This is a genomic window from Pantoea sp. EEL5 (genome assembly GCF_049892805.1).
Classification (GTDB): domain Bacteria; phylum Pseudomonadota; class Gammaproteobacteria; order Enterobacterales; family Enterobacteriaceae; genus Pantoea; species Pantoea ananatis.
In genome coordinates this window covers 166,295-187,508 of the sequence record NZ_JBNDNJ010000003.1, presented here as the reverse complement: position 1 = coordinate 187,508, position 21,214 = coordinate 166,295, and the positions used below count along the sequence as shown (strand labels likewise).

General features: G+C 53.5%; 17 protein-coding genes. 13 read left to right on the top strand and 4 right to left on the bottom strand.

Features of this window, described 5'->3' with window-relative positions; translation table 11 throughout:
• The first annotated feature begins 131 nt into the window (after positions 1–131).
• Positions 132–1,310, top strand: coding sequence for a Na+/H+ antiporter NhaA (gene nhaA / locus ACPXSQ_RS15110; RefSeq protein ID WP_426144129.1), 1,179 nt, complete (start codon positions 132–134; stop codon positions 1,308–1,310).
• Between the two features lie 482 nt (positions 1,311–1,792).
• Here nhaA and rpsT read toward each other — a convergent pair whose 3' ends face one another.
• Positions 1,793–2,056, bottom strand: a complete 264-nt coding sequence (rpsT, locus tag ACPXSQ_RS15105) for a 30S ribosomal protein S20 (protein WP_006117633.1) — start codon at positions 2,054–2,056, stop codon at positions 1,793–1,795.
• A gap of 317 nt (positions 2,057–2,373) precedes the next feature.
• On the opposite strand from rpsT, the gene ribF reads away from it, so the two are divergent.
• The 9 genes from ribF (at position 2,374) to ACPXSQ_RS15060 (ending at position 15,525) form a co-directional block, all read left to right on the top strand.
• Positions 2,374–3,300 carry a bifunctional riboflavin kinase/FAD synthetase gene (gene ribF / locus ACPXSQ_RS15100; RefSeq protein WP_013024562.1) on the top strand — a complete coding sequence of 309 codons (927 nt, stop codon included), beginning with the start codon at positions 2,374–2,376 and terminating at the stop codon, positions 3,298–3,300.
• 29 nt (positions 3,301–3,329) lie between these two features.
• Positions 3,330–6,149: an isoleucine--tRNA ligase gene (gene ileS, locus ACPXSQ_RS15095; protein WP_013024563.1), complete on the top strand. Its 2,820-nt coding sequence runs from the start codon at positions 3,330–3,332 to the stop codon at positions 6,147–6,149.
• Positions 6,149–6,652 carry a signal peptidase II gene (gene lspA, locus ACPXSQ_RS15090; RefSeq protein WP_426144128.1) on the top strand — a complete coding sequence of 168 codons (504 nt, stop codon included), beginning with the start codon at positions 6,149–6,151 and terminating at the stop codon, positions 6,650–6,652. Before ileS ends, lspA begins: the two co-directional genes overlap by 1 nt.
• Positions 6,653–6,655: 3 nt before the next feature.
• Complete coding sequence (gene fkpB / locus ACPXSQ_RS15085) at positions 6,656–7,126, top strand: FKBP-type peptidyl-prolyl cis-trans isomerase (protein WP_426144127.1); 471 nt, start codon at positions 6,656–6,658, stop codon at positions 7,124–7,126.
• On the top strand, positions 7,107–8,057 hold the full coding sequence (ispH, locus tag ACPXSQ_RS15080; RefSeq protein WP_013024566.1) for a 4-hydroxy-3-methylbut-2-enyl diphosphate reductase: 951 nt from the start codon (positions 7,107–7,109) through the stop codon (positions 8,055–8,057). The genes fkpB and ispH overlap by 20 nt, the downstream gene beginning before the upstream one ends.
• 210 nt (positions 8,058–8,267) lie before the next feature.
• A complete protein-coding gene (gene dapB / locus ACPXSQ_RS15075; protein ID WP_014606612.1) occupies positions 8,268–9,083 on the top strand; it encodes a 4-hydroxy-tetrahydrodipicolinate reductase in 816 nt (271 codons plus the stop codon).
• Between the two features lie 469 nt (positions 9,084–9,552).
• Positions 9,553–10,701, top strand: coding sequence for a glutamine-hydrolyzing carbamoyl-phosphate synthase small subunit (carA, locus tag ACPXSQ_RS15070; RefSeq protein WP_014606611.1), 1,149 nt, complete (start codon positions 9,553–9,555; stop codon positions 10,699–10,701).
• A 13-nt stretch (positions 10,702–10,714) separates the two neighbouring features.
• The gene (gene carB / locus ACPXSQ_RS15065) at positions 10,715–13,945 is read left to right on the top strand and encodes a carbamoyl-phosphate synthase large subunit (RefSeq protein WP_014592889.1); all 3,231 of its coding nucleotides are present in this window, start codon (positions 10,715–10,717) and stop codon (positions 13,943–13,945) included.
• 848 nt (positions 13,946–14,793) lie between these two features.
• On the top strand, positions 14,794–15,525 hold the full coding sequence (locus ACPXSQ_RS15060) for a Mig-14 family protein (protein ID WP_015700978.1): 732 nt from the start codon (positions 14,794–14,796) through the stop codon (positions 15,523–15,525).
• Between the two features lie 181 nt (positions 15,526–15,706).
• Here ACPXSQ_RS15060 and ACPXSQ_RS15055 read toward each other — a convergent pair whose 3' ends face one another.
• Positions 15,707–16,765 (bottom strand): SDR family oxidoreductase, encoded by a 1,059-nt coding sequence (locus tag ACPXSQ_RS15055; protein WP_064373201.1) that lies wholly within the window; start codon positions 16,763–16,765, stop codon positions 15,707–15,709.
• Positions 16,766–16,860: 95 nt separating this feature from the next.
• On the opposite strand from ACPXSQ_RS15055, the gene ACPXSQ_RS15050 reads away from it, so the two are divergent.
• From ACPXSQ_RS15050 to folA, 3 genes are all read left to right on the top strand, one after another.
• Positions 16,861–17,748, top strand: a complete 888-nt coding sequence (locus ACPXSQ_RS15050) for a LysR family transcriptional regulator (protein ID WP_014606608.1) — start codon at positions 16,861–16,863, stop codon at positions 17,746–17,748.
• Positions 17,749–18,010: 262 nt separating this feature from the next.
• Complete coding sequence (locus ACPXSQ_RS15045) at positions 18,011–19,150, top strand: porin (protein WP_426144126.1); 1,140 nt, start codon at positions 18,011–18,013, stop codon at positions 19,148–19,150.
• A 232-nt stretch (positions 19,151–19,382) separates the two neighbouring features.
• Positions 19,383–19,865: a type 3 dihydrofolate reductase gene (gene folA / locus ACPXSQ_RS15040; RefSeq protein ID WP_072138579.1), complete on the top strand. Its 483-nt coding sequence runs from the start codon at positions 19,383–19,385 to the stop codon at positions 19,863–19,865.
• 56 nt (positions 19,866–19,921) lie between these two features.
• Here folA and apaH read toward each other — a convergent pair whose 3' ends face one another.
• Together apaH and apaG are read right to left on the bottom strand one after the other, a co-directional pair.
• Complete coding sequence (gene apaH / locus ACPXSQ_RS15035) at positions 19,922–20,779, bottom strand: bis(5'-nucleosyl)-tetraphosphatase (symmetrical) ApaH (protein WP_013024575.1); 858 nt, start codon at positions 20,777–20,779, stop codon at positions 19,922–19,924.
• 54 nt (positions 20,780–20,833) lie between these two features.
• Positions 20,834–21,211 carry a Co2+/Mg2+ efflux protein ApaG gene (gene apaG / locus ACPXSQ_RS15030; protein ID WP_013024576.1) on the bottom strand — a complete coding sequence of 126 codons (378 nt, stop codon included), beginning with the start codon at positions 21,209–21,211 and terminating at the stop codon, positions 20,834–20,836.
• Positions 21,212–21,214 lie beyond the last annotated feature (3 nt).

Here is a 21,214-nt window from a genome sequence, read left to right as displayed (position 1 = left end):
CCCGTCGGGTTGTCGGGCTGTTGTAGCCAAAAGTCTAACGTAATGTAAAAGCGACTAAATAAGCTTTTTATCAGGTTCGTTGAATCGTTACACTGCTCAGCATTCTGTATTACGCTCAGGAGGAGTGCATTTTGTCAAAACCTCGTCGAATTAAGCATTTACTGAAAAGTTTTATTGAGAGCGATGCCAGCAACGGCATGGTGCTCATTCTGGCTGCGGTCGTCGCTATGATCCTCGCCAATGGCGCTTCCACCGCCCAGTGCTACCAGGCTTTGCTGGATACACCGGTACAGATTCGCTTCGGCGAACTGGATATCAGTAAAAATCTGCTTCTATGGATCAACGACGCCCTGATGGCACTGTTCTTCCTGCTGATTGGTCTGGAAGTGAAGCGCGAGCTGATCTCAGGCGAACTCGCCAGCCGCGATCGGGCCATCTTTCCGGTGATTGCCGCGTTAGGGGGAATGGCGGCACCAGCACTGGTGTTTTTGCTGTTTAACCACGGTGATGAGATTGCCCGAAATGGCTGGGCGATCCCCACCGCGACGGATATCGCGTTTGCGCTCGGAGTCCTTGCCCTGCTTGGCTGCCGTGTGCCGACCGCCCTGAAGGTATTCCTGATGGCGCTGGCGATTATTGATGACCTGGGTGCCATCGTGATCATCGCGCTGTTTTACACCAGCGATCTGTCTTTGATGTCTCTGAGCGTGGCGGCAGGCGCTATCGTGGTGCTGGCGGTGCTGAACCGCTGTAACGTGCGGAATATCGCCATCTATATGCTGGTCGGCATAGTGCTGTGGACGGCCGTGCTGAAATCGGGCGTCCATGCTACGCTGGCGGGCGTGATCGTGGGCTTCTTTGTCCCGCTGGAAGAGAAAGACGGCCATTCGCCTGCGGAACATCTGGCACATGGATTAATGCCGTGGGTGAACTGGCTGATTCTGCCGCTGTTTGCCTTTGCTAACGCTGGCATTTCGCTGACGGGCATCACCTTTGGCGATGTGCTGTCGCCAGAGCCGCTGGGCATCATCCTGGGCCTGTTAATCGGTAAGCCGCTGGGGATTACGCTGTTTTGCTGGCTGGCGGTGAAGCTGAGGCTGGCAGCCTTGCCGAGCGGCACGACTATTCGCGATATCATGGCGATTGGCGTGCTGTGCGGTATTGGCTTTACCATGTCGATATTTATCAGTTCGCTGGCCTTTGACGCTGCCCACGAACAGTTAGTGACGTTCTCTAAGCTGGGTATCCTCAGCGGTTCGTTGCTTTCCGCCGTTCTGGGTTACACTTTATTGCGAATCAAGCTGCGATAAAAATCCATTGCTGCAACACATTCATCCGGTGTTGCAGCAATGCTGGTTCCTGTCTCAACATCTCAACATCTCAACATCTCAACATCTCAACATCTCAACATCTCAACATCTCAACATCTCAATATGGCCTGTGACCCACGATGACATCGCGCGTTGACTGGCTGTTATCGCGTTACTCTGCGGCCGGTCTGAACTCGCAAGGACGCCGTGATTGACCTTTTCTGTTCACCCTGGACCTGATAACCCGACGGAGGGCTCGTGAGAGAGGCTGTCCGGAGCGCTACGAGCCTGAACCTGGGGCAGCATTGTTCGGCTGGTTGAGAGCAGTGCAGAGGCGTTGGGTTGTCTGGCAGGGCAGGGCTGGAAGATAAAGTCAGGAAGATAAAGTCAGGAAGAGACAGTCGCCTGGCGGCGCTAAACAGCAGGCATAAAAAAACCGGCTTAGCGCCGGTTCTTTCAACAAAGCGATGAACAAATGGCGATTAAGCCAGTTTGTTGATCTGTGCAGTCAGGTTTGCTTTATAACGTGCAGCTTTGTTTTTGTGGATCAGACCTTTAGCAGCCTGACGGTCCACAATTGGTTGCATTTCATTAAATGCGTTCTGCGCAGCAGCTTTGTCGCCTGAAGCGATCGCCGCGTATACTTTCTTAACGAAGGTACGCATCATAGAGCGACGGCTTGCGTTATGCTTGCGACGTTTCTCAGATGTTACGGCACGTTTCTTAGCTGATTTGATATTAGCCAAGGTCCAACTCCCAAATATGTTCGATAGAGACAAATCAAAGGCCGAGGACTATGCCTTTTGGACCTTCTGTTGTCAATGGATTTGTGCAAATAAGCGTCGTTTACAAGTGATAACCTGTATGACACTCGGTTACGTATTTGATGGCGCAAGATTCTACCAGCTTCCGCTCCCTGAATACAGTATTTCGCAACAAAATTCTCTCAGCGGCTTTGCAAGGCAGTAAATACGGCCTGTAACGCATGAAAGGCGTGTTCACGGGTTAACCTTGGCGGCTTTCGAGGGTATAATCCGCCGATTTCCACCGGTTTGAGTCAGCCATGAAGTTTATCCGCGGTATTCATAATCTTAACGCGCAGCATCACGGCTGCGTTTTGACCATTGGTAATTTCGATGGTGTGCACCGCGGTCATCAGGCGCTGATGGGGCGGTTGCTGGAAGAGGGACGGAAACGTAACCTGCCAGTGATGGTGATGGTGTTTGAACCCCAGCCGCTTGAACTGTTTGCGGGCGAAAGCGCACCCGCCAGGCTCACTCGCTTGCGAGAGAAGCTAAAATATCTGGCAGAAATCGGCGTGGACTCCGTGCTGTGCGTGCGTTTTGACCATCGCTTTGCCGCGTTGTCGGCGCAGAGTTTTATCAGCGAACTGCTGGTGAACAAGCTGGGCGTGAACTATCTTGCCGTCGGGGATGATTTCCGCTTTGGCGCTGGTCGCCAGGGGGATTTCCTGTTATTACAGAAAGCCGGCGCCCAGTATGGCTTTGATGTGGTTAGCACAGAAACCTTTTGTGACGGCGGTAAGCGCATCAGCAGCACGGCGGTGCGTCAGGCACTGGCCGAGGACAACTTAGCGCTGGCGCAGTCACTGCTGGGCCATCCTTTCAGTATCTCTGGGCGCGTCGTGCACGGTGATGCACTCGGACGCACGCTGGGGTTCCCTACGGCTAATCTTCCTTTACGCCGCTGCGTGTCGCCGGTTAAAGGCGTTTATGCGGTGGAAGTCCATGGGCTGGGGCCACAACCCCTGCCTGGCGTTGCCAATATCGGCACCCGCCCGACGGTAAAAGGTTTGCGCCAACAGCTTGAAGTTCACCTGTTGGACATCAATATGGATCTCTATGGTCGCCACATTGATGTGGTGTTGAAGCAGAAAATACGAAACGAGCAGCGCTTTGCTTCACTGGATGCGTTGAAAGAGCAAATTGCGAAAGATACGGTAACGGCCCGACAATTTTTTGGTCTGTAACCTGAGCGAAAAACGGAATCGAGAATCTGATGAGTGACTATAAATCAACCCTGAATTTGCCGGAAACGGGGTTCCCCATGCGTGGCGATCTGGCCAAGCGCGAACCGGGAATGCTGCAACGTTGGTATGATGACAACCTGTACGGCATCATCCGCGAAGCCAAGAAAGGGAAAAAAACCTTTATCCTGCATGATGGCCCTCCTTATGCGAACGGCAGCATTCATATTGGTCACTCTGTTAACAAGATTCTGAAAGACATTATTGTGAAGTCTAAAGGCATGGCAGGTTACGACTCGCCGTATGTGCCAGGCTGGGACTGTCACGGTTTGCCTATCGAGCATAAAGTTGAGCAGATGATCGGCAAGCCGGGCGAAAAAGTCAGCGCCGCCGAATTCCGCGCTGCCTGCCGTCAGTATGCCGCCGAACAGGTTGAAGGGCAGAAAGCCGACTTTATTCGCCTGGGCGTGCTGGGCGACTGGGATCGTCCTTACCTCACCATGGACTTCACCACCGAAGCCAATATCATTCGTGCGCTGGGTAAAATCATCGGCAATGGCCACTTGCACAAAGGCGCCAAGCCGGTGCACTGGTGCATGGATTGCCGTTCTGCTCTGGCGGAAGCCGAAGTGGAATACTACGACAAAACCTCCCCCTCCATCGATGTGATGTTCAATGCCGTTGATGCGGACAGGGCGCGCGCAGCCTTCGGTGTGACCGCCTCAGAAGGCCCGGTTTCGCTGGTGATCTGGACGACCACGCCGTGGACCATTCCGGCTAACCGCGGTATTTCACTGCATCCCGAGTTCACCTATCAGCTGGTGCAGATTGCAGGACGTAGCCTGATCCTGGCAAAAGATCTGGTTGAGAGCGTCATGAAACGCGCGGGCGTCAGCGACTGGACCGTGCTGGGCGAATGTCAGGGCGCGGCCCTGGAATTGCAGCTGTTCCAGCATCCTCTGCTTGAGCAGATCCAGTCCAAAGTCGTATTAGGTGAGCACGTCACGCTGGATGCCGGTACGGGGGCTGTTCATACCGCGCCAGGCCACGGCCCGGATGACTACGTGATTGGTCAGAAATATGGTCTGGAAACGGCTAACCCGGTCGGCCCTGATGGTGCCTACCTGCCGGGGACGTATCCGGGACTCGACGGCGTTAACGTCTTTAAAGCCAATGATATGATCGTTGAGCTGTTGAAAGAGAAAGGCGCATTGCTGCACGTTGAAAAACTGCTGCACAGCTACCCACACTGCTGGCGCCATAAAACCCCGATTATCTTCCGTGCCACGCCGCAGTGGTTTATCAGCATGGATCAGAAAGGCCTGCGTGCTCAGTCATTACAGGAGATCAAAGGCGTGCAGTGGATCCCGGACTGGGGTCAGGCGCGCATTGAGTCCATGGTTGCCAACCGGCCTGACTGGTGTATTTCCCGCCAGCGTACCTGGGGCGTGCCAATGGCGCTGTTCGTACACAAAGAAACCGAAGCCCTGCATCCGGATACCCTGGCGCTGATGGAAAAAGTGGCGCAGCGCGTTGAGCAGGATGGCATCCAGGCATGGTGGGATCTCGATCCGCGCGATCTGATGGGCGACGATGCTGACCACTACGTGAAGGTGCCGGACACGCTGGACGTCTGGTTTGACTCAGGTTCCACCAGCTATTCGGTCGTGGATGCCCGCCCGGAATTTGGTGGCAATACACCGGATATGTATCTGGAAGGTTCCGATCAGCATCGTGGCTGGTTTATGTCGTCGCTGATGATCTCGACCGCGATGAAAGGCAAAGCGCCTTATCGCCAGGTACTGACGCACGGTTTTACCGTCGATGGTCAGGGCCGCAAGATGTCCAAATCCATCGGCAATACCGTTGCACCCCAGGATGTCATGGACAAGCTGGGTGCGGACATTCTGCGCCTGTGGGTTGCTTCTACCGATTACTCGGGTGAGATGGCGGTATCCGATGAAATCCTGAAACGCTCTGCGGATGCCTATCGTCGTATTCGTAACACCGCGCGCTTCCTGTTAGCCAACCTGAGCGGCTTTAACCCGGCCACCGATCTGGTTAAACCGGAAGAGATGGTGGTGGTCGATCGCTGGGCGGTGGGACGTGCGCAGGCGGCGCAGGCGGATATCATCGCCTCTTACGAGCACTACGATTTCCACGAAGTGATTCAGCGCCTGATGCAGTTCTGCTCCATCGAGATGGGCTCCTTCTACCTGGATATCATTAAAGATCGTCAGTACACCGCGAAAGGCGACAGCCTGGCCCGCCGTAGCTGCCAGTCAGCGCTGTGGCACATTGTTGAAGCGCTGGTACGCTGGATGGCACCGATCATGTCTTTCACGGCCGACGAAATCTGGGGCTATCTGCCAGGCGATCGGGCGAAGTATGTCTTCACTGAAGAGTGGTATACCGGCCTGTTTGGTCTGCCAGAAAACGAAGCGCTGAACGATGCGTACTGGGCAGAACTGCTGAAAGTACGTGGTGAAGTGAACAAGGTGATCGAGCAGGCGCGTAGCGACAAACGTATCGGTGGCGCGCTGGAAGCGTCCGTTACTCTGTATGCCGATGCGGACCTGGCGACGAAACTGCAGGCGTTAGGTAACGAACTGCGTTTTGTGCTGTTGACCTCCGGTGCTCAGGTCGCTGATTACGCAGAGGCAGAGGCTGAAGCGCAGCAGAGCGAACTGGTAAAAGGGCTGAAAATCGGCCTGCATAAGGCAGAAGGCGAGAAATGCCCGCGCTGCTGGCACTACACGACTGACGTCGGTCAGAATCCGGAGCACGCTGCGGTGTGCGGTCGCTGTTACACCAACGTAGCCGGCAACGGCGAAGAGCGTAAGTTTGCCTGATGAGTAGACCTGTTTTCTCCACCGGATTGCGCTGGCTGTGGCTGGTGCTGGTTGTTATCGTTGTTGATTTCGTCAGCAAGCAGTGGGTCATGAACAACATGATGCTACATGAAACGCAGCCGCTGATGCCGTTCCTTAACCTGTTCTATGCGCATAACTATGGCGCGGCGTTCAGCTTCCTCGCGGATAAAGGCGGCTGGCAGCGCTGGTTCTTTTCCGGCATTGCCCTGGCGATCGTGGTGTCGTTACTGGTCATGATGTACCGCAACAGCGCCAGTCAGAAGATCGCCAATATCGCCTATGCCTTAATCATTGGCGGCGCAGTGGGCAATCTGTTTGACCGTTCGTATCATGGCTTTGTGGTAGATTTTATCGATTTCTACGTCGGTAACTGGCACTTTGCTACATTTAATATCGCTGACTGCGGCATCTGTATCGGGGCCGCGTTGGTGGTGCTGGAGGGCTTTTTCAATCCTTCCAGCAAGCAGGTTAAAAAAGGGTAAACCATGACTGAGTCTGTAAAGGGCGACAGCGCGGTATTGTTGCATTTCGTCATGAAGCTGGAAGACGGCTCAGTGGCGGAATCCACTCGTGCCAACGGTAAACCTGCGCTGTTTCGTCTCGGCGACGGTAGCCTGTCCGGCGCGCTGGAGCAGGCACTGTTGGGATTGACGCCGGGTGAAAAACATCAATTCACGCTGGCACCAGAAGACGCGTTTGGTAGCGTCAGCCCCGATCTTATCCAGTACTTTTCCCGCCGTGATTTTATTGACACGGGAGAGCCTGAGATTGGCGCCATCATGCTGTTTACCGGAATGGGCGGTAGTGAAATGCCGGGCGTGATTCGGGAAATTTCCGGTGATTCAATCACCGTGGATTTCAACCATCCGCTGGCAGGCCACCGCGTTCAGTTTGATATTGAAGTGCTGGATATCGATCCGGTACTGGAGGCGAACAATGCAAATTCTGTTGGCTAATCCACGGGGTTTTTGTGCAGGTGTAGATCGCGCCATCAGCATTGTTGAAAACGCACTAACGCTGTTTGGTGCGCCGGTGTACGTCCGGCACGAAGTGGTTCATAACCGCTACGTGGTGGACAGCCTGCGCCAGCGCGGCGCGATCTTTATTGAGCAGATCGCGGAAGTGCCTGATGGCGCTATCCTGATTTTCTCTGCCCACGGCGTCTCGCAGGCGGTACGCAATGAAGCAAAAGGGCGTGATCTCACCGTCTTTGATGCCACCTGCCCGCTGGTGACCAAGGTGCATATGGAAGTGGCCCGCGCCAGCCGTCGGGGTGAAGAATCGGTGCTGATTGGCCACGCGGGCCATCCGGAAGTGGAAGGCACCATGGGGCAGTACAACAACCCTAAAGGTGGGATGTACCTGGTGGAGTCGCCGGACGACGTCTGGAAGCTGGACGTTAAAGATGACAACCGCCTGTCCTTTATGACCCAGACGACGTTGTCGGTGGATGACACGTCAGAAGTGATTGATGCGCTGCGCGCTCGCTTCCCGAAAATCGTGGGCCCACGTAAAGATGATATTTGTTATGCCACCACCAACCGTCAGGAAGCCGTGCGGGCGATGGCCGAGCAGGCCGATGTGGTACTGGTAGTCGGATCGAAAAACTCCTCTAACTCCAATCGCCTGGCCGAACTGGCCCAGCGCATGGGCAAAGCGGCGTATCTGATTGATGATGCGGCGGACATTCAGCCTGAGTGGGTGGTTTCTGTCGATTGTGTTGGCGTAACGGCGGGCGCTTCGGCTCCCGATATTCTGGTTCAGAACGTGATTAGTCGCCTGCAGGCCTTGGGCGGTGGTGAAGCGAGAGTGCTGGAAGGGCGGGAAGAAAACATTGTGTTTGAAGTGCCCAAAGAGTTGCGGGTTGACGTCCGCAACGTGCAGTAATCCGCACACGTTAAGCAATGAAAAGGCCGACTCTGTTCGGCCTTTTTGCTTTTCAGACCGGGCGGCGGCGGCGGAAATTGCTTTTACTGATAATCCGCCCCACCTGGCATAAAAATTCTTATTATCCCCGAGAAAGAGTGGCGCAGTTGTTATCTCATGGTTAACCTGATTGCGCTTGCATGCATAGATTTGTTTTAGGAATGAATAAATATGAAGAATATCCGCATTGCCATCGTGGGCGCGCCGGGGCGCATGGGGCGCAATCTGATTCAGGCGGTTGCTCAGCTGGAAGGCGTTGAGCTGGGCGCAGCGTTAGCCCGACCGGGCTCCTCGTTGATCGGCAGTGACGCAGGTGAACTGGCCGGTATCGGCCACGCTGGCGTTACCCTGAGAGATGACTTACGCGCCGTCGTCGATGATTTTGACGTCGTGATTGATTTCACCCGCCCGGAAGGAACGCTGGAATACCTTGCCATCTGTCGTGAGCACCGCAAAGCCATGATCATCGGTACGACAGGCTTTGATGACGCCGGTAAAGCAGCGATTCGCGACGCGGCGGCGGATATTGGCATTGTGTTTGCCGCTAACTTTAGCGTAGGCGTTAATCTGGTCCTGAAGCTGCTGGAGAAAGCCGCCAAAGTGATGGGCGATTATGCGGATATTGAAATTATTGAAGCGCATCATCGCCACAAGGTGGATGCGCCCTCCGGCACGGCGCTGGCGATGGGCGAGGCGATTGCAGAGGCGATGGACTGGAAACTGGATGAACATGCCGTTTACAGCCGTGAGGGCCATACCGGTGAGCGCAAAGCGAATACCATTGGTTTTGCCACTGTGCGGGCAGGAGACATTGTCGGAGAGCATACCGCGTTATTTGCCGACGAAGGGGAACGCATAGAGATAACGCACAAGGCGTCCAGTCGCATGACCTTTGCCAATGGCGCCGTAAAGGCTGCAATTTGGCTGAGTGAGAATAAAACCGGGCTTTACGATATGCGTGACGTGCTGGATTTATCAAGTTTGTAATGAGTTTTACCTGTGTGATGTGGTGATTTCAATCGCTAATAAATTGATTGAGAAGGGCAATTTTTTAATTGCCCTTAATTTTATCTAAAAAATAGTCGCTTTAACCTTTTTTTTCATTGTGATGAATGAAAGTTGGGTTTTTATTCCTTTCGCTTCTCAGTAAACCTGCTAATTTTGACCATTTGGTCAAAATTAGCAGGTGGTTTTCCCGGAATAAACATCGAGTGCGATCGGCAAACGTTTATTCGGCTGTGTTTACCCCTGTTTTTAACGCTTATCCTCTTCATTTTCGCTCTGAGCCTGAAAAGATGTTAAAAATGTTGCTTCAGGGTGGACAAGTATCAGGACGATCATTAGAATGCGCGCAATTTGCCAAAAATTGACCACTCAGGCAGTTTTTGCATTGATTCAGATCACTATTTTGAATTAATATGCAGATATTGTGACTGTTTATTCCCTGGAGGATGTTTTGATTAAGTCAGCGCTCTTGGTTCTGGAAGACGGAACCCAATTCCACGGTCGGGCCATCGGGGCTACAGGGTCGGCAGTGGGGGAAGTCGTTTTCAATACGTCAATGACCGGTTATCAAGAAATCCTCACTGATCCCTCCTATTCCCGCCAGATTGTTACTCTCACTTATCCCCATATCGGCAATGTTGGTGCTAACGCCGCCGATGAAGAATCCAGTCAAATCCATGCGCAGGGCCTGGTCATTCGTGACCTGCCGCTAATTGCCAGCAACTACCGTAGCGAAGAAAGCTTATCGGCTTATCTGCAGCGCAATAACATCGTGGCGATTGCCGATATTGATACGCGCAAGCTGACGCGACTGTTACGGGAAAAGGGCGCGCAGAACGGCTGCATTATTGCAGGCGATAATCTGGATGCGGCTCTGGCCTTACAAAAAGCGCAGGCTTTCCCTGGCCTGAAAGGCATGGATCTGGCAAAGGAAGTGACGACGGCTGAAACCTATGCCTGGCAGCAGGGGAGCTGGACACTGGAAGGGGATTTGCCAGAACAGAAACAGGCAGAAGCACTGCCTTACCACGTCGTCGCTTATGATTACGGCGCGAAACGCAACATCCTGCGTATGCTGGTGGACCGCGGCTGCCGCCTGACAGTGGTGCCGGCCAAAACGCCAGCAGAAACGGTCCTGGCGATGAATCCGGACGGTATCTTCCTCTCTAACGGCCCTGGCGATCCTGAGCCCTGCGATTATGCCATTGAGGCGATTCAGGCCTTCCTGAAAACCGATATCCCGGTGTTTGGTATTTGCCTGGGCCACCAACTGCTGGCCCTGGCCAGCGGCGCGAAAACCGTCAAAATGAAGCTGGGCCACCACGGCGGCAACCATCCAGTTAAAGATTTGGACAACAACCGCGTCATGATCACGGCGCAGAACCACGGCTTCGCGGTGGATGAGGCGAATCTGCCTGCGAACCTGCGTGTGACGCATATCTCCCTGTTCGATAAGACGGTGCAGGGCATCCATCGCACCGATAAGCCTGCGTTTAGCTTCCAGGGCCATCCGGAAGCCAGCCCGGGACCGGGTGATGCTGCACCGCTGTTTGACCACTTTATTGAGTTGATTGACGCATTCCGTTCGAAAGCAAAGTAATCAGGAGCTAATCATGCCAAAACGTACAGACATAAAATCCATCCTGATTCTTGGTGCCGGTCCGATTGTGATCGGTCAGGCCTGCGAATTCGACTATTCCGGTGCGCAGGCGTGTAAAGCCCTGCGTGAAGAGGGTTACCGCGTCATTCTGGTGAACTCCAACCCGGCCACCATTATGACCGACCCGGAAATGGCCGATGCAACCTACATTGAGCCGATTCACTGGGAAGTGGTACGTAAAATCATTGAAAAAGAGCGCCCGGATGCGGTGCTGCCCACCATGGGCGGCCAGACAGCGTTGAACTGTGCGCTGGAGCTTGAGCGTCAGGGCGTGCTGGAAGAATTCGGCGTCACCATGATTGGTGCAACCGCAGACGCTATTGATAAAGCAGAAGACCGTCGTCGTTTTGACGTGGCGATGAAAAGCATCGGTCTGGATACCGCGCGCTCCGGTATCGCGCATACCATGGATGAAGCGCTGGCAGTGGCGGCCGATGTGGGCTTTCCCTGCATTATCCGTCCGTCTTTTACCATGGGCGGCACCGGCGGCGGCATCGCGTATAACCGCGAAGAGTTTGAAGAGATCTGTGAACGCGGCCTCGACCTTTCCCCAACCAACGAGCTGTTAATTGACGAATCGCTGATTGGCTGGAAAGAGTATGAGATGGAAGTGGTGCGTGACAAAAACGACAACTGCATCATTGTCTGCTCAATTGAAAACTTTGATGCCATGGGGATCCACACGGGCGACTCCATCACGGTTGCGCCCGCGCAGACGCTGACCGACAAAGAGTACCAGATTATGCGTAACGCCTCGCTGGCGGTGCTGCGTGAGATTGGTGTGGAAACCGGCGGCTCCAACGTACAGTTTGCGGTGAACCCGAAAAATGGTCGTCTGATCGTGATCGAGATGAACCCGCGCGTGTCACGTTCCTCGGCGCTGGCCTCCAAAGCAACCGGCTTCCCGATCGCGAAAGTGGCGGCAAAACTGGCGGTTGGCTTTACGCTCGATGAGCTGATGAACGACATTACCGGTGGACGGACGCCGGCTTCGTTTGAGCCTTCAATCGATTACGTCGTCACAAAGATTCCTCGCTTCAACTTTGAAAAGTTTGCTGGTGCGAATGACCGTCTGACCACGCAGATGAAGTCAGTGGGCGAAGTCATGGCGATTGGTCGCACCTTCCAGGAGTCGGTGCAGAAAGCGCTGCGCGGCCTGGAGGTTGGCGCGAATGGTTTTGATCCGAAAGTTCACCTTGACGATGCGGAAGCCTTAACCCGTATCCGTCGTGAGCTGAAAGATGCCGGTTCCGATCGGATCTGGTACATCGCCGATGCCTTCCGTGCGGGGATGTCGGTGGACGGCGTATTCAATCTCACCAATATTGACCGCTGGTTCCTGGTGCAGATTGAAGAGCTGGTTCGTCTTGAAGAGCAGGTAGCGCGCGAAGGCGTGAACGGTCTGAACGCCGATTTCCTTCGCACGCTGAAGCGCAAAGGTTTTGCCGATGCGCGCCTGGCCTCACTGGTGGGCGTGGCAGAAGGTGAAATTCGTAAGCTACGTCAGCATCACAATCTGCATCCGGTTTACAAGCGGGTGGATACCTGCGCGGCAGAATTCTCGACCGATACAGCCTATATGTACTCTACCTATGAGGAAGAGTGCGAAGCGAATCCTAACCAGGATCGTGACAAGATCATGGTACTGGGTGGTGGACCAAACCGTATCGGCCAGGGCATTGAGTTTGACTACTGTTGTGTTCATGCGGCACTGGCGCTGCGCGAAGACGGTTTCGAAACCATCATGGTGAACTGTAACCCGGAAACCGTCTCCACGGATTATGACACCTCTGATCGCCTTTACTTCGAGCCGGTAACGCTTGAAGACGTGCTGGAAATCGTCCGCATCGAAAAACCGAAAGGGGTGATTGTGCAGTACGGTGGTCAGACGCCGCTGAAACTGGCTCGCGCACTGGAAGCCGCTGGCGTACCGGTCATCGGGACCAGCCCGGATGCGATTGATCGGGCAGAAGACCGCGAACGCTTCCAGCAGGCCGTTGACCGCCTGAACCTGAAGCAGCCTGCCAACGCCACCGTTGCCACCCTGGAGCAGGCGGTAGAAAAAGCTGCCGGGATTGGTTATCCGCTGGTGGTCCGTCCCTCGTACGTGCTGGGCGGACGTGCGATGGAAATCGTCTACGACGAAATAGACCTGAAGCGTTATTTCCAGACGGCGGTGTCGGTTTCTAACGATGCGCCGGTCTTGCTGGATCGCTTCCTTGACGATGCTGTAGAAGTCGATGTGGATGCCATCTGTGATGGTGAGCGTGTACTGATCGGCGGCATCATGGAGCACATTGAGCAGGCAGGCGTTCACTCAGGTGACTCGGCCTGTTCTCTGCCGGCCTACACGCTGAGCCAGGATATTCAAAACGTAATGCGTCAGCAGGTTGAAAAGCTGGCGTTTGAGCTGAACGTTCGCGGCTTAATGAACGTGCAGTTCGCGGTGAAAGACAATGAAGTCTACCTGATTGAAGTTAACCCACGTGCTGCGCGTACCGTTCCTTTTGTGTCAAAAGCGACGGGCGTACCGCTGGCGAAAGTCGCCGCACGCGTGATGGCAGGCAAAACGTTGGCAGAGCAGGGCGTCACCGAAGAGGTGATTCCGCCTTACTACTCTGTCAAGGAAGTGGTGCTGCCGTTTAACAAGTTCCAGGGCGTTGACCCCATTCTGGGGCCAGAAATGCGCTCAACCGGTGAAGTCATGGGCGTGGGCCGTACCTTTGCAGAGGCCTTTGCCAAAGCGATGCTGGGTGCGCAAAGCAACATGAAGAAAACCGGACGCGCGCTGCTGTCGGTCCGTGAGGGCGATAAGAAACGTATCGTTGACCTGGCCGCGAAGTTGCAGAAGTTTGGCTTTGAGCTGGATGCCACTCACGGCACCGCTGTGGTGTTGGGGGAAGCGGGCATTAATCCTCGCCTGGTTAACAAGGTTCACGAAGGTCGTCCACATATTCAGGACCGGCTGAAAAACGGCGAATATGCCTACATCGTGAATACCACGGCAGGCCGCCAGGCTATTGAAGACTCCAAGCTGATTCGTCGTAGTGCGCTGCAATACAAAGTTCATTACGACACTACGCTAAACGGGGGTTTTGCAACGGCCATGGCGCTAAACGCCGACCCGACTGAAAAAGTGATTTCAGTACAGGAAATGCATGCGCAGATCCTTGCGCATAAATAGCGCTGGCTGAGTGGCTGTAATAGCCCCTGTGGTAGGACGATTTGCCAGTGTGCTGGCTTAACGCTCCTCGCAGGGGCTTTTTTTTTGAGAGATCGGGCCTGAACTGAGCAGTTCTACAGGCACGGGTAAAGATCACCCTCCGCTGAGTGCGTTTCTGTCTTAGCAGGCAGCGTGGAGGCTGTACCTGCCTGCGGCAAGTGCCGCCTGTAAAAAAGGGCATCGCCTTTAGAATGGTTGGTGAGTCTGGGGTTGGTCAGAAAGTAGTCTTTTCCCAACAGAACAGGATGAACCCTGTTTCTGGGCAGCGATTCTCAGGTCAGCGCGACATTTCGAATAAACCGGTATTTTTTTAATATTCTTTTCAGGCTCATGAACGTTTCTGAGTAAACAGACTTTAATTAAATAGGTTTTTTAAATATTGATGCCTTGATGTTTAAATATGCATTAATATTTTTAATTATTTACGATCTGTTTCTTAACGTTCTACTGTATTTTCGCTATTTGATCGTTGCTCAACCGATTTTAAACAAACCCGCATTACTGCTTACAGTGCTCGATAATCACCTGTTCAGCCGCAGCGCTTATCTTTAAAATACCCTGTATTTTTCATGGTTTACATATCCAGAGAACCCATTCGCTTCTCTGAAGTTTACATGCTTGATTAAGAGTTAGCGCCTGACATGTTTATTCCCAAGTTTTTCAGATGGGGGCAGTGCTCTTTTGAGGATTATCAAAGAGCCTGTAATCATTTTGGTTATAACTGCGAGTCCGCACCGGAATTTATTGCCTTTAAAATGCGATGTGGGCAGTCCTTTGACTTTTATTCTTATCAAAGGAAAGGGAAAACGATGGGGAGCGTCTGCGTTGAAAAGGGCTGGCTTGCCAACGATGGCAGACATCGGCAGCGTTCGCTTCCCGCGCTACTGGCTCCCTCAACCTCTGTCTATGTGCCGTTTTGCAACGAGGCGTCGAAAAAGGTGCTTTTACCTTTCCGGTGCAAGTCGCTACATCATTTGCAGCGTCATCGCTTCCTCAATACCTCCTATAGCCTGTTTAGTAAGAGCCATGCCGCTTTTACCAAGAGCCCTGTCGCCGACTTTTCCCGTAAAACGGTCTCGACACGGGAGAGAGAGCTCAGAAAGTTTCTCAATGACGGGGGGAGTTTTCTCAATGTCAGCCAGCTTGACGGGGAACATATTTTTGAGGTGTTTGAGATTCTCTATCAGGCGAGACGCAATCAGGCCATCGCGGAGAGGGCCATTAATAAAGCGTTTTTCCGGGAGTTTCAGCCCTGTTTCAAAGGCTATATGATGTTCCTGCATAATGAACCTGTTGCACTGCAGCTCCTGCTTTCTGTCTCGAGCAGTGCCGGGATGTTCGTTGATTTTATTAATATTGGCTACCGGATAGACAGCAATGCTGGCGCGGTGGGGACAATGCTGATGTGGAAGAACCTGACAGCCTTGTATCAGGAAGCAGCAGAAAAGCAGCTTCCTCTTCATTACTCCTACGGTTCGATGTCCGGAGACTATAAAAACCGCTGGTGCCATTCGGTTAATAACGGCCGGGTCATCATCTGATTGATCCGTTCTGTCGGCGCGTTGACATACCTCTGCGTCGTGAAGCCAGTTTAGCGTGATTCGACCAGGTGCCTGATGGCCCTGTTTTTCCGCTCCCGTGGGCGGCTTTTGCCTGCGAAGCGCGATTGATCAATGCTCCCCTGCCAGCGCTGCGGCAGGGGAAAATGGCTCGCTGCATGCCTCAGGGAATAATGTTCGCCATCCTGAACTGAGTAAACAGGCGGATAAACATCTCATCCGTGGCGCAAAATTCGGTAAACCCTGCCCGCCTCAGTTTGCTGCCATCACCAAACATATCGTAATCCCAGCTAAAGACAAAATCGGCGAACTGACCGTCACTCAGCCTCATGATGTCAGCCTCAACCAGCTGTTTTTTTTCCGCCAGGGCATGCCATGTCCTGCGGTAATCGCCGAAAAGCTGCTGAAATGACAACGCAACCGGGGGCGCCGTCTCCAGTTCAAACCAGCCTGCAATGAGGGGCCAGAGCTCACACCATCGCCAGATATCACCGTTATTGATGTTAAATGCTTGATTCCTGGCGGAGGATGCGGTCGATGCCCACAAGGTGGCGGCAGACAATAAGCTATCATCGGTGTGATCGATAATGCTGTGCCAGGTGCGCTGCGACCCTGGAAAGCGCAGGGGCAGATTTTGCGCTTTGCACAGTGAAGCGTATATCGCGATACTCAGCGCAAGATTCATGGTATTGCCGGTTAACGCGCTGCCGACAACGCCAGGACGAAGTGCATGCCAGTGCCAGGTTTTATGATGCTGAAAGCGGCACAGCCAGTCCTGTTGCGCCGTATTGAATTCGGCGCCGGGAATAGCGGCATCGCTTTCTCTGGCGGGGGTTTTGAACGGGCCAAGATGAGCGCCGTAAATTTTGTAGCCCTGCATCAGGCTCACCGTTTCCAGCGGAGCCACGTTCTCAACCTGAGTGACCAGGTTACGTAACATGGTGACGTTGGGTTCAACCATTTCCCGCCAGCTCGCGGCATTAAGCCAGGCGCTGTAGAAAATGTGGGTAACGTGCCGAAGGGGCTTGAGGGCGCGCGCAGTGTCTTTTTCATTGAGCAGATCGACGTTAACAAACGGCACCGTGCCCCGGTCAGCGCCTCCTGCGCGAGACAATCCAATAACCTGCCATTCATTCTGCAACAGCGTTTTAACCAGGTTGCTGCCGACGATACCGCTTGCACCCGCAACCAGTGCGACTTTAGATTGAGGCTTCTGTGACATTTTTTGTCCTCCAGTTTGGTTGCAGACAGCCTGCTATAAATTGTTTTTTGCCGGTATCCCCGAAAGCTGATGTCACTTATAAGAGAAATGCGTAAATGAATAACAAGCTCAATGCCATTCGAACGTTTTTACGCGTGGCTGAGGCGGGGTCTTTTTCTGAGGCAGCACGCCAGTTGAATATCAAACAGTCTGCGGTCAGCCAGCAGATCGCCGCGCTTGAGGCTGAACTCGGCGTAGTGCTGCTGCACAGGACGACGCGGGTGAGGGTACTGACAGCGCAAGGAGAATATTACCGGCGTAAGATGCAGCCCATACTTGAGGCAATGCAGGCGGTCGAGAACCAGCTATCCCCTGTCGCACAGCAATGGCAGGGCAAGATAAACGTTCAACTCCCGGGCGGATTAGGGCGTTTGTTTCTTCCTCATCTGCTCGGATTGCAAAAAGCGAATCCGGGTTTGCATCTGACGCTCTCGCTTGATGACAGGATATCCGACCTGGCCAGAGAAGGCGTGGATGTGGCGTTCCGCCTTACTCAGGATGCGCCGGAAGTGTATCCGGCACGGAAAATCGCGCGTATTGAAACACCGCTTTTCGCATCACCGGATTTCCCGCCGCTCAATTCACTGGATGCATTGATGTGCCAACCGCACGTGCGTTTCAGCAGCATTGCCGAGTCTGCGCCATTGCGGCTTGTCAGGGGCGATGAAACCGTAGAACTGGCCGTAAAGACAGCCTTCAGGGCCAATAGCAGTGAAGGGTTATTACAGGCGTTGCAGGCGGGAATCGGTGTAGGCGGTATGCAATTACCCCTTGCAACTGAGGCGTTGAAATCCGGCTCGCTTATCAGGGTGTTGCCAGCGTATCGCTATCCCGATCGCTTTGTGTATGCCGTTTTCCCGGATGCGCGCTTTATCCCTCCCAGGGTTAGAGGCATCGTCGCGTTAATCGAAAAAGTGCTGGTCGATCTGCCAGGGGCAAACTAAATACGGCTCACAGCCAAAGGGAAGACCGGCGATGTAACGCATTCTCAGTCAGGCTGCTGATGCGGCCCACTGGCGCTGTATCAACCCGTTCATACTGGGATAAGCGGCAGCAATCTCAAATAAATTTGATTTAATTTTTAGCCAATAATGCCCAATCTGCTCATTCGCACAAATCTATAATACAAAAAACTACCAGGCTGACATTGACCGCTGTAATATCCGGCTCGCTCATTATTAGAGCGTAAACAGGATAGTTATAACAATGAAAGCGCGTTCTTTTTCACTGAGTGCAGTGGCTGCACTCCTGGCTCTGGCGTCTTTTTCCAGCCAGGCTGAAATCACTCTTCTCAAACAAGACCCACAAGCAGGCGATCCCCTTAGCCGTCTCGATTTTAAATTCGGTGGCAGTATTCGTCCTCAGTTTAACCATCAAACCGGCGTGAATGATAAATCCTATAAGCGTAATGGCTTTGACGGTGGTTCACGTTTCCGCTTTAGCGCGGATTACTACCTGTTCGACGATATCAGTTGGACCAGCTACTACGAGCTGGGCGTTAACATTCCGGCCGTATTCAACTGGGATAATCACTACGCTGAAGGGGCGCATGAAACCACGCGCCGCCAGCTCTATACCGGCCTGAAAAGTAAAACCTGGGGCCAGTTGACCTTTGGTCAGCAGAACAGCGTTTATTACGACGTTGTGGGTGCCAAGACGGATATCTGGGATTACGACATGCTGGCCCAGGCACCGGGTAACGGCATTAACGGTGATTACGACGGTTCATACCGTTCTCGTAAGCAGCTGAAATACAAAAACAGTTATGGTGCAGTTGATCTTTATGCCTCTTACCTGTTTAGCGATAACGAATATTTGCCGGGCAATGGACTGCGCTACAAGCGTCAGGGCGGCGGTTCGCTGGGCGTGAATTACAACATTACGCCAACGCTGGCATGGGGCACGGCTTGGAACTACACCCGCGCCAGCATGCGTGATCCGGTCACGGGCAACAATAAAGATTACGACCAAAACATTTTTGGCACGGCACTGAGCTGGACGCCGGGTAACTGGACACTGTCAGCAGGCGGTGGCTGGTATCAAAACTTCCTGACGACCAAACAGCGCAACGTGAATAACTATTTTGCGGACGATGCCTGGGGCATCGAATATTACGCCGGATACAAAATCCCGGTGGCGCAATATGGTGTCAAAGCCTTTCAGCCTTACGTGATGGGCGACCGTTTAGAATACGTGAATGGCCGCAACTACCAGCGCATTGACAATGGCCTGGGCGTAACGTTATTCCTGGACTACGGTTTCCGTGTGGATTACGAACATGTCTTCACTTCCAGTACGGACAATCAGGGCGATATGAACCTGGTTCGTTTCCGCTACGATTTCTGATGACACACAACGGCTCCCCAGGGAGCCGTTTTTATTATCATGATTTATAGCGAGGTGACGCCATTATCTGGCGACTTTTGCGGTGGACTTGCCCTTCTTATGGAGTAAAACCCTGTACAACGTCTGAAACATGGTGGCAATGCCGCTTTATGCAATAAGCACCTTCCTGCTATCGACGAAGGTTTAACCTTTACGTATCATGGCGCCTGTTTTTTTCAGCGAGCCTTTTAACATGATTAGTCTTATCGCGGCATTAGCAGCAGATCGCATTATTGGAATGGAAAACGCCATGCCGTGGGACCTGCCTGCAGACCTGGCGTGGTTTAAGCGCAACACACTGAAAAAGCCAGTTATTATGGGCAGACTGACCTTTGAATCTATTGGTCGTCCATTGCCTGGCCGGCTCAACATTGTGGTCAGCAGCAAGCCGGGCAGTGCCGAAGGCGTAACCTGGGTAACTTCGCTGGCCGACGCCATCAGTGCGGCGGGTGAGGCTGAAGAGATCATGGTCATTGGCGGCGGCCGCATCTATGAGCAGATGCTGGCGCGCGCCGACCGTCTTTATCTGACGCACATTGATGCGGAAGTGGAAGGCGATACGCAGTTCCCGGATTACGAGCCGGATGAGTGGCACTCCACGTTCAGTGAGTTTCATGATGCCGATGAGCAGAACTCGCACAGTTACTGCTTTGAGATCCTCGAACGCCGCCGTTAATTTACGCGCAGTAAATAACGCCTTGTTGTGACAAGGCGTTTTTTTATGGCTGCGCGTTAGCGGGTTGACGATTGCGGAGTAAGATCGTCCGGTACGGACAACTGACGGTTCGATGGCTGAACATAGTAGCGTTGGGTTTCCCAGTGCAGGAGCGTCAGGTTCCCGCCCCAGCAGCATCCGGTATCCAGACCAATAATGCCCTCTGGCGTGCCTTTCCCTTCCAGCGACGCCCAGTGACCGAAAACAATGGTGTGATCGCGTGCGACCGGGCCTTCAATCATGAACCAGGGTTTTAACGGCGGCGGGGCGGATTCCGGCGCATCCTTACAGATCATGTCTAGCTGACCGTTAGGAAAGCAGAAACGCATACGGGTTAGTGCGTTGGTCGAGAAGCGCAGGCGGGCCAGGCCGGTCAGGGATTCATTCCAGTTATTCGGCATGTCGCCGTACATCGCGTCAAGAAACAGTGGGTAACTGTCGCTGGACAGCACGGCTTCCACTTCGCGTGCGCACTGTTGTGCTGTATCCAGATCCCACTGAGGCGTAATGCCGGCATGGCCCATCACCAGCTTTTTCTCTTCATCGACCTGCAGCAACGGCTGGCGACGCAGCCAGTTAATCAGGTCATCGGCATCTTCCGCTTCCAGCAGCGGTGTCAGGCGATCTTTGGGTTTATTACGACTGATTCCGGCATAAACGGCCAGCAAATGCAGATCGTGATTACCCAGCACCAGACGGACGCTGTCACCCAATGACTTTACGTAGCGCAGAACCTCCAGCGAGCCGGGCCCTCGCGCCACCAGGTCACCCGTCAGCCATAAGGTATCCTGACTGGGATCGTAATTAACCTGGTTCAGCAGAGCACGTAATTCATCATAACAACCGTGAACGTCGCCAATCAGGTAAGTATTCATAGAGGATTATCCAACTCAGACAGTCGCCCGCCAGGCGGGCGAAGGGCGCCAGTATCAATGGATGTGGGTTTGAATCGCGAGGCGGAATACCGGGATCTCGACGTGGAATTCATCGCCTTGCTCATCGACCATCACATAGTGACCTTGCATGGTGCCCATCGGGGTTTCAAGAACAGCACCGCTGGTGTACTGATATTCATTTCCCGGTGCAATATGCGGCTGTTCGCCTATGACGCCTTCACCCTGAACTTCCGTCTCACGGCCGTTGCCGTTAGTGATGAGCCAGTAGCGTCGGAGCAGTTGCACTGAGGACCGGCCTACGTTGCGAATCGTGACGGTATAAGCAAAGACATAGCGCTCATCTTCCGGTGAGGACTGTGAGGCGACATACAGACTTTGTACGTGCAGCGATACGCGGGCCGGTTCACTCATGGG

What these genes read in the sequence shown, in the direction of transcription:
- dapB (WP_014606612.1), top strand. Translation starts at nt 8,268, where the DNA reads ATGAAGAATATCCGCATTGCCATCGTGGGCGCGCCGGGGCGCATGGGG.
- fkpB (WP_426144127.1), top strand. Translation starts at nt 6,656, where the DNA reads ATGACTGAGTCTGTAAAGGGCGACAGCGCGGTATTGTTGCATTTCGTC.
- carB (WP_014592889.1), top strand. Translation starts at nt 10,715, where the DNA reads ATGCCAAAACGTACAGACATAAAATCCATCCTGATTCTTGGTGCCGGT.
- apaG (WP_013024576.1), bottom strand. Translation starts at nt 21,211, where the DNA reads ATGAGTGAACCGGCCCGCGTATCGCTGCACGTACAAAGTCTGTATGTC.
- ACPXSQ_RS15050 (WP_014606608.1), top strand. Translation starts at nt 16,861, where the DNA reads ATGAATAACAAGCTCAATGCCATTCGAACGTTTTTACGCGTGGCTGAG.
- folA (WP_072138579.1), top strand. Translation starts at nt 19,383, where the DNA reads ATGATTAGTCTTATCGCGGCATTAGCAGCAGATCGCATTATTGGAATG.
- ispH (WP_013024566.1), top strand. Translation starts at nt 7,107, where the DNA reads ATGCAAATTCTGTTGGCTAATCCACGGGGTTTTTGTGCAGGTGTAGAT.
- ACPXSQ_RS15045 (WP_426144126.1), top strand. Translation starts at nt 18,011, where the DNA reads ATGAAAGCGCGTTCTTTTTCACTGAGTGCAGTGGCTGCACTCCTGGCT.
- lspA (WP_426144128.1), top strand. Translation starts at nt 6,149, where the DNA reads ATGAGTAGACCTGTTTTCTCCACCGGATTGCGCTGGCTGTGGCTGGTG.
- ACPXSQ_RS15060 (WP_015700978.1), top strand. Translation starts at nt 14,794, where the DNA reads ATGGGGAGCGTCTGCGTTGAAAAGGGCTGGCTTGCCAACGATGGCAGA.
- ribF (WP_013024562.1), top strand. Translation starts at nt 2,374, where the DNA reads ATGAAGTTTATCCGCGGTATTCATAATCTTAACGCGCAGCATCACGGC.
- ileS (WP_013024563.1), top strand. Translation starts at nt 3,330, where the DNA reads ATGAGTGACTATAAATCAACCCTGAATTTGCCGGAAACGGGGTTCCCC.
- ACPXSQ_RS15055 (WP_064373201.1), bottom strand. Translation starts at nt 16,765, where the DNA reads ATGTCACAGAAGCCTCAATCTAAAGTCGCACTGGTTGCGGGTGCAAGC.
- apaH (WP_013024575.1), bottom strand. Translation starts at nt 20,779, where the DNA reads ATGAATACTTACCTGATTGGCGACGTTCACGGTTGTTATGATGAATTA.